Origin of the sequence: Ewingella sp. CoE-038-23 (assembly GCF_040419245.1) — a bacterium.
Taxonomy (GTDB): domain Bacteria; phylum Pseudomonadota; class Gammaproteobacteria; order Enterobacterales; family Enterobacteriaceae; genus Ewingella; species Ewingella allii.
The window spans coordinates 771,621-790,665 of sequence record NZ_JAZHOH010000001.1; the positions used below are offsets into that span (position 1 = coordinate 771,621).

At 51.1% G+C, this 19,045-nt stretch carries 12 protein-coding genes, 2 tRNA genes, 3 rRNA genes and 1 other annotated feature; of the genes, 12 read left to right on the forward strand and 5 right to left on the reverse strand.

All coding sequences use genetic code 11. The annotated features are described in order from the left end of the window. Window positions 1–333 precede the first annotated feature (333 nt). Entirely contained in the window at window positions 334–1,410 is a 1,077-nt protein-coding gene (locus V2154_RS03685) for a 3-deoxy-7-phosphoheptulonate synthase (RefSeq protein WP_034787741.1), read from the forward strand. 7 nt (window positions 1,411–1,417) lie between these two features. Beyond that, window positions 1,418–2,539: a bifunctional chorismate mutase/prephenate dehydrogenase gene (tyrA, locus tag V2154_RS03690; protein WP_034787743.1), complete on the forward strand. Its 1,122-nt coding sequence runs from the start codon at window positions 1,418–1,420 to the stop codon at window positions 2,537–2,539. 116 nt (window positions 2,540–2,655) lie between these two features. On the opposite strand, the gene pheA is transcribed toward tyrA, so the two are convergent. The 3 genes from pheA to bamD all read right to left on the reverse strand — a co-directional run bounded on the left by pheA (window position 2,656) and on the right by bamD (window position 5,540). After that, window positions 2,656–3,813 carry a bifunctional chorismate mutase/prephenate dehydratase gene (pheA, locus tag V2154_RS03695; RefSeq protein WP_353501101.1) on the reverse strand — a complete coding sequence of 386 codons (1,158 nt, stop codon included), beginning with the start codon at window positions 3,811–3,813 and terminating at the stop codon, window positions 2,656–2,658. 53 nt (window positions 3,814–3,866) lie between these two features. Further along, window positions 3,867–3,991: a sequence feature (Phe leader region), on the reverse strand. 168 nt (window positions 3,992–4,159) lie between these two features. After that, entirely contained in the window at window positions 4,160–4,501 is a 342-nt protein-coding gene (gene raiA / locus V2154_RS03700; protein WP_353501102.1) for a ribosome-associated translation inhibitor RaiA, read from the reverse strand. A 304-nt stretch (window positions 4,502–4,805) separates the two neighbouring features. Further along, window positions 4,806–5,540: an outer membrane protein assembly factor BamD gene (gene bamD, locus V2154_RS03705; protein ID WP_353501103.1), complete on the reverse strand. Its 735-nt coding sequence runs from the start codon at window positions 5,538–5,540 to the stop codon at window positions 4,806–4,808. 129 nt (window positions 5,541–5,669) lie between these two features. Here bamD and rluD point away from each other — a divergent pair, with 129 nt between their 5' ends. The 8 genes from rluD (at window position 5,670) to V2154_RS03745 (ending at window position 15,909) form a co-directional block, all read left to right on the forward strand. Continuing rightward, complete coding sequence (rluD, locus tag V2154_RS03710) at window positions 5,670–6,647, forward strand: 23S rRNA pseudouridine(1911/1915/1917) synthase RluD (RefSeq protein ID WP_353501104.1); 978 nt, start codon at window positions 5,670–5,672, stop codon at window positions 6,645–6,647. Then, window positions 6,647–7,384, forward strand: a complete 738-nt coding sequence (gene yfiH / locus V2154_RS03715) for a purine nucleoside phosphorylase YfiH (protein ID WP_353501105.1) — start codon at window positions 6,647–6,649, stop codon at window positions 7,382–7,384. Before rluD ends, yfiH begins: the two co-directional genes overlap by 1 nt. Before the next feature lie 130 nt (window positions 7,385–7,514). Then, a complete protein-coding gene (gene clpB / locus V2154_RS03720; protein WP_353501106.1) occupies window positions 7,515–10,088 on the forward strand; it encodes an ATP-dependent chaperone ClpB in 2,574 nt (857 codons plus the stop codon). A 483-nt stretch (window positions 10,089–10,571) separates the two neighbouring features. Further along, window positions 10,572–12,114 (forward strand): 16S ribosomal RNA (locus tag V2154_RS03725). A 143-nt stretch (window positions 12,115–12,257) separates the two neighbouring features. After that, a tRNA-Glu gene (locus V2154_RS03730) sits at window positions 12,258–12,333 on the forward strand. Window positions 12,334–12,563: 230 nt separating this feature from the next. Beyond that, window positions 12,564–15,470, forward strand: a 23S ribosomal RNA gene (locus tag V2154_RS03735). A gap of 120 nt (window positions 15,471–15,590) precedes the next feature. Beyond that, a 5S ribosomal RNA gene (gene rrf / locus V2154_RS03740) occupies window positions 15,591–15,706 on the forward strand. The 16S, 23S and 5S rRNA genes sit together here with 2 tRNA genes alongside, the layout of an rRNA operon. Window positions 15,707–15,832: 126 nt before the next feature. Further along, window positions 15,833–15,909, forward strand: a tRNA-Asp gene (locus tag V2154_RS03745). A gap of 383 nt (window positions 15,910–16,292) precedes the next feature. Here V2154_RS03745 and V2154_RS03750 read toward each other — a convergent pair. Both V2154_RS03750 and V2154_RS03755 read right to left on the reverse strand, forming a co-directional pair. Continuing rightward, window positions 16,293–16,990 (reverse strand): IS1 family transposase gene (locus V2154_RS03750; RefSeq protein WP_225865976.1). Its coding sequence is split into 2 segments (ribosomal slippage): window positions 16,293–16,741 and window positions 16,741–16,990, totalling 699 coding nucleotides; the frame shifts between segments, so codons are not numbered across the junction. Window positions 16,991–17,018: 28 nt separating this feature from the next. Then, on the reverse strand, window positions 17,019–17,252 hold the full coding sequence (locus V2154_RS03755) for a hypothetical protein (RefSeq protein WP_353501107.1): 234 nt from the start codon (window positions 17,250–17,252) through the stop codon (window positions 17,019–17,021). 277 nt (window positions 17,253–17,529) lie between these two features. Between V2154_RS03755 and V2154_RS03760 the strand changes: the two genes are divergently transcribed. Next, window positions 17,530–18,246 carry a beta-ketoacyl synthase chain length factor gene (locus tag V2154_RS03760; RefSeq protein WP_353501108.1) on the forward strand — a complete coding sequence of 239 codons (717 nt, stop codon included), beginning with the start codon at window positions 17,530–17,532 and terminating at the stop codon, window positions 18,244–18,246. Beyond that, window positions 18,243–19,022 carry a lysophospholipid acyltransferase family protein gene (locus V2154_RS03765; protein ID WP_353501109.1) on the forward strand — a complete coding sequence of 260 codons (780 nt, stop codon included), beginning with the start codon at window positions 18,243–18,245 and terminating at the stop codon, window positions 19,020–19,022. The genes V2154_RS03760 and V2154_RS03765 overlap by 4 nt, the downstream gene beginning before the upstream one ends. The last annotated feature ends 23 nt before the right edge of the window (window positions 19,023–19,045 follow it).

Genomic DNA, 19,045 nt, shown 5'->3' on the forward strand with positions numbered 1-19,045 from the left:
GGCGACGATGGCGGGTGGCATCTCGGCCTCATTCCCTCTATTTTCTCCCGCGTTATTTTATTTTCAGAGCCGTGCCTCATGTCCTCCCATGCTTGTGCGAAATTTCTTCAATTTATGTGGCTTTCAGTCTGTTTGCTTATTGTGTGGAAATTAAAACGGACATCAATGACCGCGATAACTGATAAATGGAAACTTATGTTTACGTAATGGTTGGTTGGTGGTTGTATTGGTAATTAAAAGTTTACATCGGTGGTTTGAAAGTTTTTCGCGCTGTGTTATCGTCACTGCATGCTGATATTCAGCAATCTACTTATCTGACCGTGGACAGCCATCATGCAAAAAGACGCACTTAACAACGTACATATCAGCGCAGAACAGATCCTTATTACTCCAGAAGAGCTGAAACTTCGTTTCCCTCTGGGCATTAACGATGAAACCAACATCGCCGAAGCGCGTAAGACCATTGCCGATATCGTGCATGGCCGTGATCCGCGCCTGCTGGTGGTCTGCGGGCCTTGCTCTATTCACGACGTGGATGCCGCGCTGGATTACGCGCGTCATCTGAAAACGTTGGCGGCTGAGCTGAGCGATCGTCTGTACATTGTTATGCGCGTCTATTTTGAAAAACCGCGTACCACCGTGGGCTGGAAAGGTTTGATCAACGATCCACACATGGACGGCACTTTTGATGTTGAAGCCGGTCTGCACATTGCCCGTGACCTGCTGCTGCAACTGGTCGGTATTGGCCTGCCGCTGGCAACCGAAGCATTGGATCCGAACAGCCCGCAGTACCTCGGCGACCTGTTCAGCTGGTCGGCCATCGGCGCGCGTACCACGGAATCTCAGACGCACCGCGAAATGGCGTCCGGCCTTTCCATGCCAGTTGGCTTTAAAAATGGTACTGACGGCAGCTTAGGCACCGCCATCAACGCTATGCGTGCGGCTGAAATGGCGCACCGCTTTGTCGGTATCAACCAGGCTGGTCAGGTTTGCTTGTTGCAGACTCAGGGCAACCCGGATGGTCACGTGATTCTGCGCGGCGGCAAAACCCCGAACTACAGCAGCGAAGATGTAAAAGCCTGTGAAAAACAGATGCAGGACGCGGGACTCCGCCCTTCCTTGATGATAGATTGCAGCCACGGCAACTCGAATAAAGACTACCGTCGCCAGACGATTGTGGCGCAGTCGGTCATTGATCAAATCAAAGCGGGTAATCGCTCTATCACCGGTTTAATGCTGGAAAGTAATCTGCACGAAGGCAACCAGTCTTCCGAGCAGCCGCGTTCAGAGATGAAATACGGTGTGTCCGTGACTGACGCCTGCATTAACTGGGAAACCACTGAAACATTGCTGCGTACTATGCATCAGGAATTGGGCGAGTCGCTGGCGGCACGAATCGCAGGAGAATAATGGTTTTATGGTGGCTGAACTTAACGCATTGCGCGATCAGATTGATGAAGTCGACAAGGCTTTATTAGATTTACTGTCTCGTCGTCTCCATCTGGTGGCTGAAGTTGGCGAAGTGAAAAGCCGCTACGGCTTGCCGATTTATGTTCCCGAGCGTGAAGCGGCGATGCTCGCTTCGCGCCGTCAGGAGGCGCAGAATCTGGGCGTTCCCCCTGATTTGATTGAAGACGTGCTGCGTCGCGTGATGCGTGAATCCTATTCTAGCGAGAATGATAAAGGCTTTAAAACGCTGAATCCCGAGCTGCGCCCAATCGTGATTGTTGGCGGTAAAGGCCAGATGGGGCGCCTGTTCACTCGCATGCTCGAGCTGTCTGGCTACCAGGTGAAAGTGCTGGAGCAGGAAGATTGGCCGCGTGCCGAAAGCCTGTTGGCTGATGCCGGAATGGTGATTGTCAGCGTGCCAATTCATTCGACAGAAGAGGTGATTGGTCGCTTACCAAAACTGCCTGCGGACTGCATTCTGGTTGATTTGGCGTCCGTCAAAAATCGCCCGCTGCAAGCCATGCTGGCGGCGCACGAAGGCCCGGTGTTAGGTCTGCACCCAATGTTCGGCCCTGATGTTGGAAGCCTCGCCAAGCAGGTCGTGGTGTACTGCGACGGCCGTGAGCCGCAGGCTTACCAGTGGCTGCTTGAGCAGTTGCAGGTGTGGGGCGCGCGGTTGCATAAAATCAGCGCCGTCGAGCATGACCAGAACATGGCATTTATTCAGGCGCTGCGCCATTTCGCCACTTTCGCCTACGGCATGCATTTGTCGGAAGAGAATGTGCAGATTGAACAGTTACTGTCGCTCTCTTCGCCAATTTACCGTCTCGAACTGGCGATGGTTGGCCGACTGTTTGCGCAGGACCCGCAACTTTATGCGGACATTATTATGTCTTCAGAAAGCAATCTGGCGCTGATCAAACGCTACTACCAGCGTTTTGGTGACGCCTTAGCTCTGCTGGAGAACGGCGATAAGCAGGCCTTCATCGACAAGTTTAAGCAGGTTGAGAACTGGTTTGGTGACTACGCGCCGCGATTCCTCAAAGAGAGTGGGGCGCTGCTGCGTCAGGCGAACGACATTCGCCGCTAAGCGCTGATTTCTGAGATAAGGAATTGAATTAAAAAGGCCATCCGTGGAAACGAGATGGCCTTTTTGCTTTCTGTTAATCGCTTTCTATTGATAGAGACTTTTCTCGCAACAGAAAGTTAATTTGGATTTACCGCCACCACGTTTTCGCTTGGATAGCAGCCCAGCACTTTCAATGAACGGGTGATCTTGCCCAGCCCGAGCAAGGCTGCCTGCATCTCCGCCGAGCGCAAGTTGGCCTGCACGTCGATATAAAACATCTCTTCCCACGGGTTACCGTAGATTGGGCGCGACTCCAGCTTGGTCATGATAATACCGTGCTCACGCAGCACCAGCAGGGCTTCCACCAAGGCACCGGCCTGCTGGCCTGTCGCCATGATAAAGGTAGTTTTAGCCGGGACCTGCTCCGTCACCTCAATGGCTTTACGCGCCAGCACGATGAAGCGAGTGATGTTCTGCTGCTGGTTGGCCAGATTATGCTCCAACACCTGCAAGCCGTAGAGCGCGCCACCGGCTTCACTGCCTAGAGCCGCCACGTGCGGAGAGTTAGCTGCCGCCACTTTTTCCATCGCCGCCGCGGTGCTTTCGCAATACTCAATCTTCCAGTGCGGGAAACGATTGATGAACTGGCTGCACTGCTGGAACGGCTGCGGGTGGCTGTAAACGGTCTGGATTTGCGACAGGTCGGTATCCGCCGCCACTAACACGCAGTGGTCAATATTGTTGGTCAGCTCGCCAACAATCGACAGGCTGGTGTGCTGCAAAATGTCATACACGTCGTTGATAGATCCGGAGCTGGTGTTCTCAATCGGCAGCACGGCGTAGTCGGCCTGGCCGGTTTCAACCTGAGTGAAGATGTCCTGGAACTTAAGGCAGCCGCATTCGATGAATTGCTCGAAATGGCGGGCGGCGTATTGACGGGCCGCGAGGTGCGAATAAGAGCCTTTCGGGCCGAGGAATGCGACGCGGGCGGAGTCAGAGGTGGTCTGATTCAGGTGCTGTTGCAGCAGAGCTTGCTGGGTTAGCACCGAGTCTTCAATAATTAGCTGATAAACGCGAGTGATGTAATGGCCATCCAGCCCCTGCTTTTTACCTTCCAGAATCAACGCGTTAATCAACTCTTTCTCGCGCTCTTTATCACGGATAGGGCGGTGAGAATGCATTTTGGACTGTGCGACTTCTACCGCGAGATGGCGTCTTTCTGCCAGTAAAGCTAGTAATTTTAGATCCAGCGCGCTGATGCGTTCACGTAGAGCCAGCAATGGATTCTCGGTCATTATTTCACCCTTTTTATGTGCTTTCTTTCTATCGAATTTGCCAAACTATGAGCATAAAAAAAGCCCCCTTTTCAGGAGGCTTCGTTGTTCGTCTTCGCATTCATTCTTTCACGACGAAACGCCTCCCAATCAGGGGAAGGTAAAAAAGAATGCGAAGAAAAACAGTTTGGTGTTCATGCGTAGCGTTTTCTCTTAATGAAGATGGCTCTAAAGTAACCGCTGGCTTTTCACTGTGTCAATACAATTTGTTTTGCAGAGTGATTTGTCTTGAAGAGGGGAAACTGGGTTGAGGCCATAAAAAACGCGCTCCGGGGAGCGCGCTGATTATGTTGCGGGAGCCTGAAGATCACTCTGGTTCTTCTTGCGGCTCGAGGTTTATCTCTTTCACGCAGCTTTCTGCGCGGCGGGCCTCGCCCTTGTGTTGTGCCTTGTTCAGCTGACGTTCAAGTTTGGAAATCAAATCATTGACTGCAGCATACATATCATCGTGGGTGGCACTGGCTACCAGCGGGCCATTGGCCGTGGTAATGGTCGCGTCGGCGACGAATCCCTGAGGTTCTTTTGAAAGAACAATGTGTGGGTTAATTAATTGAGTTTGCCATTTTTCCAGTTTTTTTAGACGGTCTTCGACGTGCTCCCGAATTGCTGGGGTGATGTCCATTTGTTTACTGGTAATGTTCAGTGTCATATAACTTACCTCTCTGTCTTTCCGTCTAGGATAGGTTCAGCATACCTGCCTTTGCGACAAAATACGTGATAAAGATCACACTTTTTTGTCACTTTTTGTCAAGGCGGACAAAACTGTGAGCTGAGGTAATTAACTGCCGGATAGGGGTTGTGACTTTCGATGAGATGACGCATTATCGATAGGATCGATTGAAAAGAAATTCCGCGAATTCCTGCCTTTCTGCTTTAAAAAACATCAAGTTAGCGCGCATAAAAAACGGCAGCCGAAGCTACCGTTTTTTGGGACTGTGATGCCAGTTACGAAATTAAGATGCGCTGTTAGTCGCAATCACTTTCGCCACTTTGTCCGCTTGACCATTCAACTGCAACTGACGATAAGCATTTTCCATTTCTGGAAGTGCGTCGCGCGTTGCTTTGGTATCCGGATAATCCTTCAGCATTTGCTCAACACGATTAACAACGGCGACGTACGCACCGCGTTTAGTGTAGTATTGCACGACTGACAGCTCATATTTGGCTAGACGATCTTTCAGGAACACCAGACGCTTATTAGCATCTGTTGCGTACTGACTGTTCGGGTAGCTATGAATCAGCTGGCTGAAATCACGGAATGCGGCACGAGCATGTTGTGGATCGCGGTCTGAGCGATCAACACCAAAGAAGCCTTGTAACGCACTGTCATCAAGCGCCATATCCGTCAGACCACGCATATACATGACGTAATCAATATTTGGATGGGTCGGGTTCAGACGCATAAAGCGATCAATTGATGCCTGAGCCAATGGTAAATCAGCAGACTTGTAGTAAGCGTAAATCAGATCCAACTGCACTTGCTGCGAATAAGGACCAAATGGATAGCGGTTATCCAACGCTTCTAATTGAGCAATTGCGCCTTTAAAGTTACCGTCCTGCAGTTTTTCTTGGGCAGTAGCATAAAGTACGTTTGGTGGGTTATCGGGAACCGTTTCTTTGGAACCGGAGCAACCGACCAGCGCCAGGCTCAACGTGGCTGCTGCCACCAGATATTTCACACGCGTCATGACGTTTTGATTATCCTCAGGTGTTATTCTGGGAGACTGTCCGTTAAGCTCCCGACAAAGACCAGCTACAATAGCACATTATTTTAAACGGCATCGCCGTGAAAACCCAAGGTTACCCAAGAGCAGCATATGGCACAACAAGTACAACTCACGGCGACCGTGGCCGAATCGCAACTCGGTCAACGTTTAGATCAGGCTTTGGCCGAATTGTTCCCTGATTATTCACGATCTCGCATAAAAGATTGGATTTTGGAAGATCGGGTCCTGGTCAATGGCAAGAAAGTCTCCAAACCAAAAGAAAAAGTGTTGGGTGGCGAGGCTATCGCAATCGACGCGCAAATTGAAGAAGAAGCGCGCTGGTTGCCACAAGATATCGCACTCAACATCGTCTATGAAGATAACGATATTTTGGTTATCAATAAACCCCGAGATCTGGTTGTGCATCCCGGCGCGGGCAATCCAGACGGCACGGTATTGAATGCGTTACTGCATCACTATCCGGAAATCATGGACGTGCCGCGCTGTGGCATCGTGCACCGTCTGGACAAAGACACTACCGGCCTGATGGTGGTGGCGAAAACCGTTCCTGCACAAACTCACTTGGTTGACGCGCTGCAAAGACGTGAAATCACCCGTGAATATGAAGCCGTTGCCATCGGTACGATGACAGCTGGCGGCACGGTAGATGAGCCTATTTCACGCCACTCCACCAAGCGCACGCACATGGCCGTTCACCCTATGGGTAAACCTGCCACCACGCATTACCGCATCATGGAGCATTTCCGTGCTCATACGCGTCTGCGTCTGCGTCTGGAAACGGGCCGTACTCACCAGATCCGTGTGCACATGTCGCATATCAACCACCCGCTGGTGGGCGATCAGCTTTACGGTGGCCGTCCGCGTCCACCGAAAGGTGCGTCAGAAGAGTTTATCTCCATTCTGCGCGGTTTTGATCGTCAGGCTCTGCACGCCACCATGCTGCGCCTGTTCCACCCAGTGACCGGTATCCAGATGGAATGGCATGCGCCACTACCACAAGATATGGTCGATTTGATCAATGCACTCAAGGCTGATACCGAAGAGTTCAAGGATCAGATGAACTGGTAATGCGCGATTTGATTCTGCCCCAATGGCCGCAGCCTGCATCGGTGCGGTCTTGTGTCACAACGCGTCATGGAGGCGTTAGCCTGCCTCCTTACGACTCTTTAAATTTGGGCCTTCACGTCGGTGATGATCCCAAGTCAGTCCTTACTAACCGCCAGCGCCTGATCGAATTTGCCGAACTTCCCACCGCCCCGCACTGGATGGAGCAGGTACATGGCACGCAGGTTATTCGCCTCACCCAAAACACTTCCCAAGAAATCACTTTAGTTGCCGACGCGGTTTATACCCAAGAGCCGGGCGTCGTTTGCTGTGTAATGACGGCGGACTGCCTGCCGGTGCTGTTCACCACCAAGTCGGGTGATGAAGTGGCGGCGGCTCACGCCGGTTGGAGAGGACTGTGTGCGGGAATTCTCGAAAATACCCTGGCTGAGTTTGCTGCCGAGCCAACTGACATTATGGCTTGGCTCGGACCTGCAATTGGGCCGCAGCAGTTTGAAGTTGGGGGAGAAGTTCGCGACGCTTTCATGGCAATCGATCCTCTAGCCGCTCAGGCTTTTGTGCCTAAAGGGCAAAAATTCTTGGCTGATATCTACCAACTGGCCCGTTTGCGTTTACGCGCGAGCGGCGTGACTGACATCTATGGTGGAGAGTTCTGTACTGTAAGCGACAGCACAAAATTTTACTCTTACCGCAGAGAGGTTACGACTGGCCGGCTGGCAAGTTTAATTTGGCTGATATAACCTATTGAATCAAGACGATCCACGGACGCCTAACGTTGTACTCAATTTATACTGGCAAGATAACCTTGAAAACGTGAGGGTTGACCTCATCTAATCTCCAGTAGCAATTTTGTTCAGTATTGGAGGTGTTATGCGTCTGGATCGTCTTACTAGTAAATTCCAGCTTGCCCTCGCCGACGCCCAGTCTCTCGCACTTGGGCGCGACAACCAGTTTATCGAACCTGTTCACCTGATGAGCGCTCTGCTTACTCAGGAAGGCGGGACCGTTCGTCCGTTACTTACCGCTGCCGGGATTGATACCCCGAAATTGCGCACGGACGTCGAACAGGCTCTGGGGCGACTGCCGCAAGTTGAAGGTACCGGTGGTGATGTTCAACCATCCAGTGAACTGGTACGCGTTTTAAATCTTTGTGACAAGTTAGCGCAGCAACGCGCAGATAAATTCATTTCATCCGAACTCTTTGTACTGGCCGTTCTTAAAGATCGCGGTAGCTTGACCGATCTGTTGAAAGCCAGCGGGGCAACGGTTGAAAAAATCAGTACAGCAATAGATCAAATGAGAGGTGGTGACAAAGTGGATGATCAGGGTGCTGAAGACCAGCGTCAGGCTTTGAAAAAATACACTATTGATCTGACCGAGCGCGCGGAGCTTGGCAAACTCGACCCGGTTATTGGGCGTGATGAAGAGATTCGCCGCACCATTCAGGTATTGCAGCGTCGTACCAAAAACAACCCCGTTCTGATTGGTGAGCCGGGTGTAGGTAAGACCGCCATTGCCGAAGGCCTGGCCCAGCGCATCATTAATGGTGAAGTGCCGGAAGGCCTGAAAAACAAACGCGTGCTTTCTTTAGATATGGGCGCGCTGGTGGCCGGTGCGAAATATCGCGGTGAATTCGAAGAGCGTCTGAAAGGCGTGCTGAGCGATTTGGCCAAGCAGGAAGGTAATGTCATCTTATTCATTGATGAATTACACACCATGGTTGGCGCGGGTAAAGCTGACGGCGCGATGGATGCCGGTAATATGCTCAAACCTGCGTTGGCGCGCGGTGAACTTCACTGTGTTGGTGCCACTACGCTCAATGAGTATCGCCAGTTTATTGAGAAAGACGCCGCACTGGAACGTCGTTTCCAGAAAGTGTTTGTGGCCGAGCCATCTGTAGAAGACACCGTCGCCATCTTGCGTGGCTTAAAAGAGCGCTACGAGCTGCACCACCACGTGCAGATCACTGACCCGGCCATTGTGGCGGCCGCGACCCTGTCGCATCGCTACATTTCGGATCGTCAGTTGCCCGATAAAGCCATTGACCTGATTGACGAGGCGGCTTCCAGCATTCGTATGCAGATGGACTCCAAGCCAGAGGCCCTTGACCGTCTGGAGCGCCGTATCATCCAGCTGAAACTGGAACAGCAGGCGCTGAAGAAAGAGTCAGATGACGCCAGCGTTAAGCGTCTGGAGATGCTTAATACCGAGCTTGATCATAAAGAGCGCGAATTCTCCGAGCTTAATGAAGAGTGGAAAGCCGAGAAAGCTTCGCTGACCGGGACTCAGAACATCAAGTCCGAGCTTGAACAAGCCAAGATAACGCTCGAACAAGCGCGCCGCGTCGGCGACTTGGGCCGCATGTCTGAATTGCAGTACGGCAAAATTCCAGAATTGGAAAAACAGCTGGCTGCTGCCACTCAGGCCGAAGGCAAAACCATGAAGCTGCTGCGTAACCGCGTAACGGATGTTGAGATTGCCGATGTGTTGGCGCGCTGGACCGGGATTCCGGTGGCCAGAATGCTGGAAAGCGAGCGTGAAAAACTGCTGCGCATGGAAGATGAGTTGCACCAGCGCGTGATTGGCCAGAATGAAGCTGTAGAAGCTGTTTCCAACGCCATTCGCCGTAGCCGTGCAGGGCTTTCCGACCCGAATCGCCCAATTGGCTCATTCCTGTTCCTTGGGCCAACGGGTGTCGGTAAAACCGAGCTTTGCAAAGCCTTAGCGACTTTCCTGTTCAACAGTGACGACGCTATGGTGCGTATCGACATGTCCGAGTTTATGGAGAAACACTCCGTATCGCGGCTGGTGGGTGCACCTCCAGGCTATGTCGGTTATGAAGAAGGTGGCTATTTAACAGAAGCGGTTCGCCGCCGTCCTTACTCCGTCATTTTATTAGATGAAGTAGAAAAGGCGCATCCGGATGTCTTCAACATTCTGTTGCAGGTTCTGGATGATGGCCGCTTAACCGACGGGCAGGGTAGAACGGTCGATTTCCGTAATACCGTGGTGATCATGACGTCGAACCTAGGTTCGGACTTGATCCAGCAGCATTTCGGGCAGGCAACCTACGCGCAAATGAAAGAATCGGTAATGGAAGTGGTCACACACAACTTCCGCCCTGAATTCATTAACCGTATAGATGAAGTTGTCGTGTTCCATCCGCTGGGCCATGCGCATATCAAGCACATTGCGCAAATCCAGTTGGAGCGTCTTTATAAGCGCCTCGAGGAACATGGCTATACCGCCACCCTGACCGATGCGGCTCTGGAGCTGTTAGGCAACACTGGGTTTGACCCGGTTTACGGTGCTCGTCCACTGAAACGCGCGATTCAGCAGGAAATTGAAAACCCGCTGGCTCAGCAGATTCTGTCCGGCAAGCTGATTCCGGGTAAACCGATCACGATTGATGTGGAAAATGACCATATCCTCGCACGGCAATAATTCGTTTTTTAGCGGTTAGAAGCCTAATTAAGAGGCCCAAAGCTAATTTGGGCCTCTTTTTTGTTTGTTTTTCGCCCAAAATGGGCGGTTTTGTTGAAAAAAAGAACGGTCAGTAATTAATTTGAAATTAGGGGTTGCGGCCTTCTGAGAACTCCCTATAATGCGCCTCCACTGACCGGGAACAACGACTGAGAAGTCGCTCGGTGAGGAAGATAAAGAAGACGATTCGAATGAATAATCTCTTGACTCTTCAGCGGGAAAGCGTATTATCTGCCTCCCGCGTTACCGAGAGTTTTCCGGTAACCAACGCTCTTTAACAATTTATCAGACAATCTGTGTGGGCACTCACAAGACGATATCAGCCACTCCGGTGGCAAAAAATATCAAGTCTTAAAGAGTGACCAAGCAGTAATTCATTTAGTTGAATTATTACGAAAGTTAATTTTTGAGCACCGCTTCACGAGTTGAAGCAAATCGAACTTTTAATTGAAGAGTTTGATCATGGCTCAGATTGAACGCTGGCGGCAGGCCTAACACATGCAAGTCGAGCGGCAGCGGAAAGTAGCTTGCTACTTTGCCGGCGAGCGGCGGACGGGTGAGTAATGTCTGGGAAACTGCCTGATGGAGGGGGATAACTACTGGAAACGGTAGCTAATACCGCATGACCTCGAAAGAGCAAAGTGGGGGACCTTCGGGCCTCACGCCATCGGATGTGCCCAGATGGGATTAGCTAGTAGGTGAGGTAATGGCTCACCTAGGCGACGATCCCTAGCTGGTCTGAGAGGATGACCAGCCACACTGGAACTGAGACACGGTCCAGACTCCTACGGGAGGCAGCAGTGGGGAATATTGCACAATGGGCGCAAGCCTGATGCAGCCATGCCGCGTGTGTGAAGAAGGCCTTCGGGTTGTAAAGCACTTTCAGCGAGGAGGAAGGGTTCAGTGTTAATAGCACTGTGCATTGACGTTACTCGCAGAAGAAGCACCGGCTAACTCCGTGCCAGCAGCCGCGGTAATACGGAGGGTGCAAGCGTTAATCGGAATTACTGGGCGTAAAGCGCACGCAGGCGGTTTGTTAAGTCAGATGTGAAATCCCCGAGCTTAACTTGGGAACTGCATTTGAAACTGGCAAGCTAGAGTCTTGTAGAGGGGGGTAGAATTCCAGGTGTAGCGGTGAAATGCGTAGAGATCTGGAGGAATACCGGTGGCGAAGGCGGCCCCCTGGACAAAGACTGACGCTCAGGTGCGAAAGCGTGGGGAGCAAACAGGATTAGATACCCTGGTAGTCCACGCTGTAAACGATGTCGATTTGGAGGTTGTGGGCTTGACCCGTGGCTTCCGGAGCTAACGCGTTAAATCGACCGCCTGGGGAGTACGGCCGCAAGGTTAAAACTCAAATGAATTGACGGGGGCCCGCACAAGCGGTGGAGCATGTGGTTTAATTCGATGCAACGCGAAGAACCTTACCTACTCTTGACATCCAGAGAATTCGCTAGAGATAGCTTAGTGCCTTCGGGAACTCTGAGACAGGTGCTGCATGGCTGTCGTCAGCTCGTGTTGTGAAATGTTGGGTTAAGTCCCGCAACGAGCGCAACCCTTATCCTTTGTTGCCAGCGCGTCATGGCGGGAACTCAAAGGAGACTGCCGGTGATAAACCGGAGGAAGGTGGGGATGACGTCAAGTCATCATGGCCCTTACGAGTAGGGCTACACACGTGCTACAATGGCATATACAAAGAGAAGCGAACTCGCGAGAGCAAGCGGACCTCATAAAGTATGTCGTAGTCCGGATTGGAGTCTGCAACTCGACTCCATGAAGTCGGAATCGCTAGTAATCGTAGATCAGAATGCTACGGTGAATACGTTCCCGGGCCTTGTACACACCGCCCGTCACACCATGGGAGTGGGTTGCAAAAGAAGTAGGTAGCTTAACCTTCGGGAGGGCGCTTACCACTTTGTGATTCATGACTGGGGTGAAGTCGTAACAAGGTAACCGTAGGGGAACCTGCGGTTGGATCACCTCCTTACCTAAAGATACGCATTGTGCAGTGTCCACACAGATTGTCTGATGAAATTAATGAGCAAGAGCACCTGTTGATGCAGTAAGGGCAACCTTACGCTGATGCGAAAAGTGCCAGGGCACGAAAGTGGGCTGGTACGGAATTTTCGTGTCCCCATCGTCTAGAGGCCTAGGACACTGCCCTTTCACGGCTGTAACAGGGGTTCGAATCCCCTTGGGGACGCCATTCCGATAATGTGTGAAAGACATTATCACCGGTTCTGACGAACCAGAATACCTTAAAGATGACTCTCACGAGTCGTGTTTAAGATATTGCTCTTTAACAATCTGGAACAAGCTGAAAATTGAAACGACACAGCTGAAACTTATCTCTCCGTAGATGTACTGAGATAAGGAGTACCCTGTGTTGAGTCTCTCAAGACTCGCAAACCGAAGTGAAACACCTTCGGGTTGTGAGGTTAAGCGACTAAGCGTACACGGTGGATGCCTAGGCAGTCAGAGGCGATGAAGGGCGTGCTAATCTGCGAAAAGCGTCGGTAAGGTGATATGAACCGTTATACCCGACGATACCCGAATGGGGAAACCCAGTGTGATACGTCACACTATTGCATGGTGAATACATAGCCATGCAAGGCGAACCGGGGGAACTGAAACATCTAAGTACCCCGAGGAAAAGAAATCAACCGAGATTCCCCCAGTAGCGGCGAGCGAACGGGGAAGAGCCCAGAACCTGAATCAGTTTGTGCATTAGTGGAAGCGTCTGGAAGGTCGCACAGTATAGGGTGATAGTCCCGTACACAAAAATGCACTTGTTGTGAGTTCGATGAGTAGGGCGGGACACGTGACATCCTGTCTGAATATGGGGGGACCATCCTCCAAGGCTAAATACTCCTGACTGACCGATAGTGAACCAGTACCGTGAGGGAAAGGCGAAAAGAACCCCGGCGAGGGGAGTGAAATAGAACCTGAAACCGTGTACGTACAAGCAGTGGGAGCCTACTTGTTAGGTGACTGCGTACCTTTTGTATAATGGGTCAGCGACTTATATTTTGTAGCAAGGTTAACCGAATAGGGGAGCCGTAGGGAAACCGAGTCTTAACTGGGCGTCAAGTTGCAAGGTATAGACCCGAAACCCGGTGATCTAGCCATGGGCAGGTTGAAGGTTGGGTAACACTAACTGGAGGACCGAACCGACTAATGTTGAAAAATTAGCGGATGACTTGTGGCTGGGGGTGAAAGGCCAATCAAACCGGGAGATAGCTGGTTCTCCCCGAAAGCTATTTAGGTAGCGCCTCGTGAACTCATCTTCGGGGGTAGAGCACTGTTTCGACTAGGGGGCCATCCCGGCTTACCAACTCGATGCAAACTACGAATACCGAAGAATGTTATCACGGGAGACACACGGCGGGTGCTAACGTCCGTCGTGAAGAGGGAAACAACCCAGACCGCCAGCTAAGGTCCCAAAGTCATGGTTAAGTGGGAAACGATGTGGGAAGGCATAGACAGCCAGGATGTTGGCTTAGAAGCAGCCATCATTTAAAGAAAGCGTAATAGCTCACTGGTCGAGTCGGCCTGCGCGGAAGATGTAACGGGGCTAAACCATGCACCGAAGCTGCGGCAGCGACGCTTAGGCGTTGTTGGGTAGGGGAGCGTTCTGTAAGCCGTTGAAGGTGGCCTGTGAGGGCTGCTGGAGGTATCAGAAGTGCGAATGCTGACATAAGTAACGATAATGCGGGTGAAAAACCCGCACGCCGGAAGACCAAGGGTTCCTGTCCAACGTTAATCGGGGCAGGGTGAGTCGACCCCTAAGGCGAGGCTGAAAAGCGTAGTCGATGGGAAACAGGTTAATATTCCTGTACTTGGTGTTACTGCGAAGGGGGGACGGAGAAGGCTAGGCTGGCCGGGCGACGGTTGTCCCGGTTCAAGCGTGTAGGGGTGTGGTCCTGGTAAATCCGGACCGCTTTAACCCTGAGGCGTGATAACGAGCCACTACGGTGGTGAAGTAGCTGATGCCCTGCTTCCAGGAAAAGCCTCTAAGCTCCAGGTAACACGAAATCGTACCCCAAACCGACACAGGTGGTCAGGTAGAGAATACTCAGGCGCTTGAGAGAACTCGGGTGAAGGAACTAGGCAAAATGGTGCCGTAACTTCGGGAGAAGGCACGCTGGCGCGTAGGTGAAGAGACTTGCTCTCGGAGCCGAAGCCAGTCGCAGATACCAGCTGGCTGCAACTGTTTAATAAAAACACAGCACTGTGCAAACACGAAAGTGGACGTATACGGTGTGACGCCTGCCCGGTGCCGGAAGGTTAATTGATGGGGTTATCCGCAAGGAGAAGCTCTTGATCGAAGCCCCGGTAAACGGCGGCCGTAACTATAACGGTCCTAAGGTAGCGAAATTCCTTGTCGGGTAAGTTCCGACCTGCACGAATGGCGTAATGATGGCCAGGCTGTCTCCACCCGAGACTCAGTGAAATTGAACTCGCTGTGAAGATGCAGTGTACCCGCGGCAAGACGGAAAGACCCCGTGAACCTTTACTATAGCTTGACACTGAACATTGAGCCTTGATGTGTAGGATAGGTGGGAGGCTTTGAAGCGTGGACGCCAGTCTGCGTGGAGCCAACCTTGAAATACCACCCTTTAATGTTTGATGTTCTAACTCGGCCCCGTGATCCGGGGTGAGGACAGTGTCTGGTGGGTAGTTTGACTGGGGCGGTCTCCTCCTAAAGAGTAACGGAGGAGCACGAAGGTTAGCTAATCACGGTCGGACATCGTGAGGTTAGTGCAATGGCATAAGCTAGCTTGACTGCGAGAGTGACGGCTCGAGCAGGTACGAAAGTAGGTCATAGTGATCCGGTGGTTCTGAATGGAAGGGCCATCGCTCAACGGATAAAAGGTACTCCGGGGATAACAGGCTGATACCGCCCAAGAGTTCATATCGACGGCGGTGTTTGGCACCTCGATGTCGGCTCATCACATCCTGGGGCTGAAGTAGGTCCCAAGGGTATGGCTGTTCGCCATTTAAAGTGGTACGCGAGCTGGGTTTAGAACGTCGTGAGACAGTTCGGTCCCTATCTGCCGTGGGCGTTGGAAGATTGAGAGGGGCTGCTCCTAGTACGAGAGGACCGGAGTGGACGCATCACTGGTGTTCGGGTTGTCATGCCAATGGCATTGCCCGGTAGCTAAATGCGGAAAAGATAAGCGCTGAAAGCATCTAAGCGCGAAACTTGCCTCGAGATGAGTCTTCCCTGTGGCTTTAAGCCACCTGAAGGGACGTTTAAGACTAAGACGTTGATAGGCTGGGTGTGTAAGTGCAGCGATGCATTGAGCTAACCAGTACTAATGACCCGAGAGGCTTAACCTTACAACACCGAAGGTGTTTTGGTCTGAGAGACGAGACGAGATTTTCAGCGAAGTTCCGAGATTGGTTCGTATGGCGAAGGAGGGTGAAAGCCTGATAACGCGGTGCGGATAACAGAATTTGCCTGGCGGCACTAGCGCGGTGGTCCCACCTGACCCCATGCCGAACTCAGAAGTGAAACGCCGTAGCGCCGATGGTAGTGTGGGGTCTCCCCATGCGAGAGTAGGGAACTGCCAGGCATCAAATTAGTAAATCTGCTGAATAAGCGGATAATTAAAAAGAACGTGTTCCTTTTCCCCTGACAAGGAAAGATAACAGGAACAAGCTTATACCAGACGATTTCTGGCGTAGGTGAAAGAACCGGTGGAGCGGTAGTTCAGTTGGTTAGAATACCTGCCTGTCACGCAGGGGGTCGCGGGTTCGAGCCCCGTCCGTTCCGCCACTTATTGCATAACCCTGAATCGAAAGATTCAGGGTTTTTTGCATTTAGATTCTTACAACTATCCATGTTTAATTAATCTAATTCTCCAAATTCCGCATTAAATATCGCTTCAGGTTACCTTCAAACAATAAAAAGTAGATACCCTATATAGAATATCTACTTATGAATACTTTAGGTTTATTGATTTTATTGAACCGCTAACTGGATCTTGATGTCTTTATCGAGATTGGCAATCCAGCGATTATAATTATTGTGGATCATGCCATTTTTAGCATTTAAGTTAGTGCTATCCACATATTGAATACTATATTGCGTTGATGAGTAATTGATTTTTATATGAGTGCTGAAATCACGTTTAGCCAATTTTGGGTAATGACTCCAACTTACTGATAGTGTTTTATGTTCAGATAATGCCCGATGACTTTGTCATGCAGCTCCACCGATTTTGAGAACGACAGTGACTTCCTGCCCAGCCTTGACAGATGCTGCCTCAGATTCAGGTTATGCCGCTCAATGCGCTGCGTATATCGCTTGCTGATAACGTGCAGTTCTCCCTTCAGGCGTGATTCATACAGCGGCCAGCCATCCGTCATCCATACCACGACCTCAAAGGCCGACAGCAGGCTCAGAAGACGCTCCAGCGTGGCCAACGTGCGTTCACCGAATACGTGCGCCACAACCGTCCTCCGTATCCTGTCATACGCGTAAAACAACCAGCGCTGGCGTGATTTAGCGCCGACGTAACCCCACTGTTCGTCCATTTCCGCGCAGACAATCACATCACTGCCCGGTTGTATGCGCGAGGTTACCGACTGCGGCCTGAGTTTTTTAAGTGTCGTAAAACCGTGTTGAGGCCAACGCCCATAATGCGTGCACTGGCGCGACATCCGACGCCATTCATGGCCATATCAATGATTTTCTGATGCGTACCGGGTTGAGAAGCGGTGTAAGTGAACTGTAGCTGCCATGTTTTACGGCAGTGAGAGCAGAGATAGCGCTGATGTCCGGCAGTACTTTTACCGTTACGCACCACGCCTTCAGTAGCTGAACAGGAGGGACAGCTGATAGAAACAGAAGCCACTGGAGCACCTCAAAAACACCATCATACACTAAATCAGTAAGTTGGCACCATTACCCAATTTTGCATCAATAACGCCATCCTGCACTGGGGTCATTGACCAGCCGCGCTGTGCGCCTGCGATGAGAATCGCCTTGCGCACCTGCTCCAGAGAGTGTTGCAGAGCAATAGTTTCTCTTACGTTATGAATTGGCGTAAGGGTTGAGCAGCCGCTGAGCAAACACGCGACGACAACCGACGCTAAAATTGTATTAGAATATTTCATAATTTATTCTCATTAAATTATTAGAAACTCTCTTGAGAGTTAATTTTTTTTGCTGTGTTGGCCGATACCTACTAATACTAAATAGTTAATGAGAATAATTAAAACAGCTCATTACCATTTTCGTTTGGCTAAAGTTAACAACCTTAAACAATCATTCAACCTTTTCGGCTTATTCCGGTATTTCAGCTGTTTTGACCTATTGTGCTAATTTACAGATGAAACTTGTCAGGTTATATAATAAAGTTCCGACCTCCGAAATGTTGAGATGCAGAAGTGTATGAAATACTCATTAGATATCCTGGACTGGCAGGCAGTTGCGTCTGGTCTACGCTCTAAACAGCAGTGGAATCAATGGGCATCGCATGAGTCTGCACCAGGTTTTACTCAAACTTTAGAGAAAAGCCCGCTGATCCCCATGATGTCTGAGCGACGGATGAGTCCACCGAGCCGCGCAGCCGTTGAGGCGGGTCTAACACTACTCGAAACTCATCAGGTAGATGCTGCAATTTTTACCAGCCAGCACGGTGAATTGGAGAAAACATTTAAAATTCTGCAAACCCTGTCGCGAGAAGGGGAGGTATCGCCAACCGATTTCTCCACCTCGGTTCATAATACGGCGGCAGGTTGGTTGACCATTATTAGTAAAAACGCCTTACCTATCACTTCTCTGGCTGCGGGGCTAGATAGCTTCCAACAGGGGATGTTAGAAGCACAGGCCATGCTACTTACCGGTATGGAGCGCGTGCTGCTTATTGATTTTGACGGTCTGGTTCCTGACCTCTACTCACCGCCAAGTGGAGAGCCTTTCTATCCTTACGCCGTGGCGCTATTGCTGGCAAAGGGGGATGCTTTCAGTTGCCAATGGCAGGGGAGTGACCATGGAGATGAGGCACTGCCGCAAAGTTTGCAGTTTTTACGCTATTGGCTGCGCGCTCAGAACGAATTTTGGGTTAACGCGGGCGCTCATCGCTGGGCTTGGAAGCGCCGCTCGTGAATGAAACTTATCAGAAAGCACATTGGCTAAATCGCGTTTGGCGCTGGACAGCCACCGGCTTCTTTTTTGGCATTTTCGGAATTGGCGGATTAGCACTCTCCCTAATCTGGTTTAGTCTGTTGCGGCTATTTATCCGCCAGCCTGAGAAATTGCATCGCCTGACGCTGCAGAGCATCCGCTACAGCTTCCGCTTCTTCTTGAGCGCGCTGCGTGGCGTTGGCGTGTTGGACTATCGCTTTATCGGCATTGAGAAGTTTGAGCAGGACGCCGGATGCCTAGTGGTTGCTAATCACCCCAGCCTGTTAGATTACGTGTTCCTTGCGTCCTGCATGCCGCGCTGTGATTGCATTGTAAAACAGGCTTTGTTGAGTAATCCGTTTGTTCGCGGCGTGATCCGCGCCGCTGGCTATCTGGTTAATGCCGGTTCGGAGGAGTTGATGTTAGCCTGCGAGGCGCGTTTAAAGATGGGGGGCACGCTGTTAGTGTTCCCGGAAGGGACGCGAACCGTTGTCGGGAAGCCGATGGCGTTGCAGCGAGGCGCCGCCAATATCGCGCTCAGAGCACATTGTGATATCAGGGTGGTGCGTATCTCCTGTACCCCGCCCATGCTGACCAAACAGGGCAAATGGTATAACATTCCGCCGACTAAACCGCAGTTCATTATTTCTGTAGAAAACAAGTTCAGTGCCGATAAGTTCATTGATGAACACGACCTTTCTCCTGCTTTGGCAGCGAGACGTTTGACGCACCATTTACGGTCAGAGTTGACGCGGTAGTCATTAAAATAACGAGAAATAAG

What these genes read in the sequence shown, in the direction of transcription:
- V2154_RS03685 (WP_034787741.1), top strand. Translation starts at nt 334, where the DNA reads ATGCAAAAAGACGCACTTAACAACGTACATATCAGCGCAGAACAGATC.
- tyrA (WP_034787743.1), top strand. Translation starts at nt 1,418, where the DNA reads ATGGTGGCTGAACTTAACGCATTGCGCGATCAGATTGATGAAGTCGAC.
- pheA (WP_353501101.1), bottom strand. Translation starts at nt 3,813, where the DNA reads ATGACCGAGAATCCATTGCTGGCTCTACGTGAACGCATCAGCGCGCTG.
- raiA (WP_353501102.1), bottom strand. Translation starts at nt 4,501, where the DNA reads ATGACACTGAACATTACCAGTAAACAAATGGACATCACCCCAGCAATT.
- bamD (WP_353501103.1), bottom strand. Translation starts at nt 5,540, where the DNA reads ATGACGCGTGTGAAATATCTGGTGGCAGCAGCCACGTTGAGCCTGGCG.
- rluD (WP_353501104.1), top strand. Translation starts at nt 5,670, where the DNA reads ATGGCACAACAAGTACAACTCACGGCGACCGTGGCCGAATCGCAACTC.
- yfiH (WP_353501105.1), top strand. Translation starts at nt 6,647, where the DNA reads ATGCGCGATTTGATTCTGCCCCAATGGCCGCAGCCTGCATCGGTGCGG.
- clpB (WP_353501106.1), top strand. Translation starts at nt 7,515, where the DNA reads ATGCGTCTGGATCGTCTTACTAGTAAATTCCAGCTTGCCCTCGCCGAC.
- V2154_RS03755 (WP_353501107.1), bottom strand. Translation starts at nt 17,252, where the DNA reads ATGAAATATTCTAATACAATTTTAGCGTCGGTTGTCGTCGCGTGTTTG.
- V2154_RS03760 (WP_353501108.1), top strand. Translation starts at nt 17,530, where the DNA reads ATGAAATACTCATTAGATATCCTGGACTGGCAGGCAGTTGCGTCTGGT.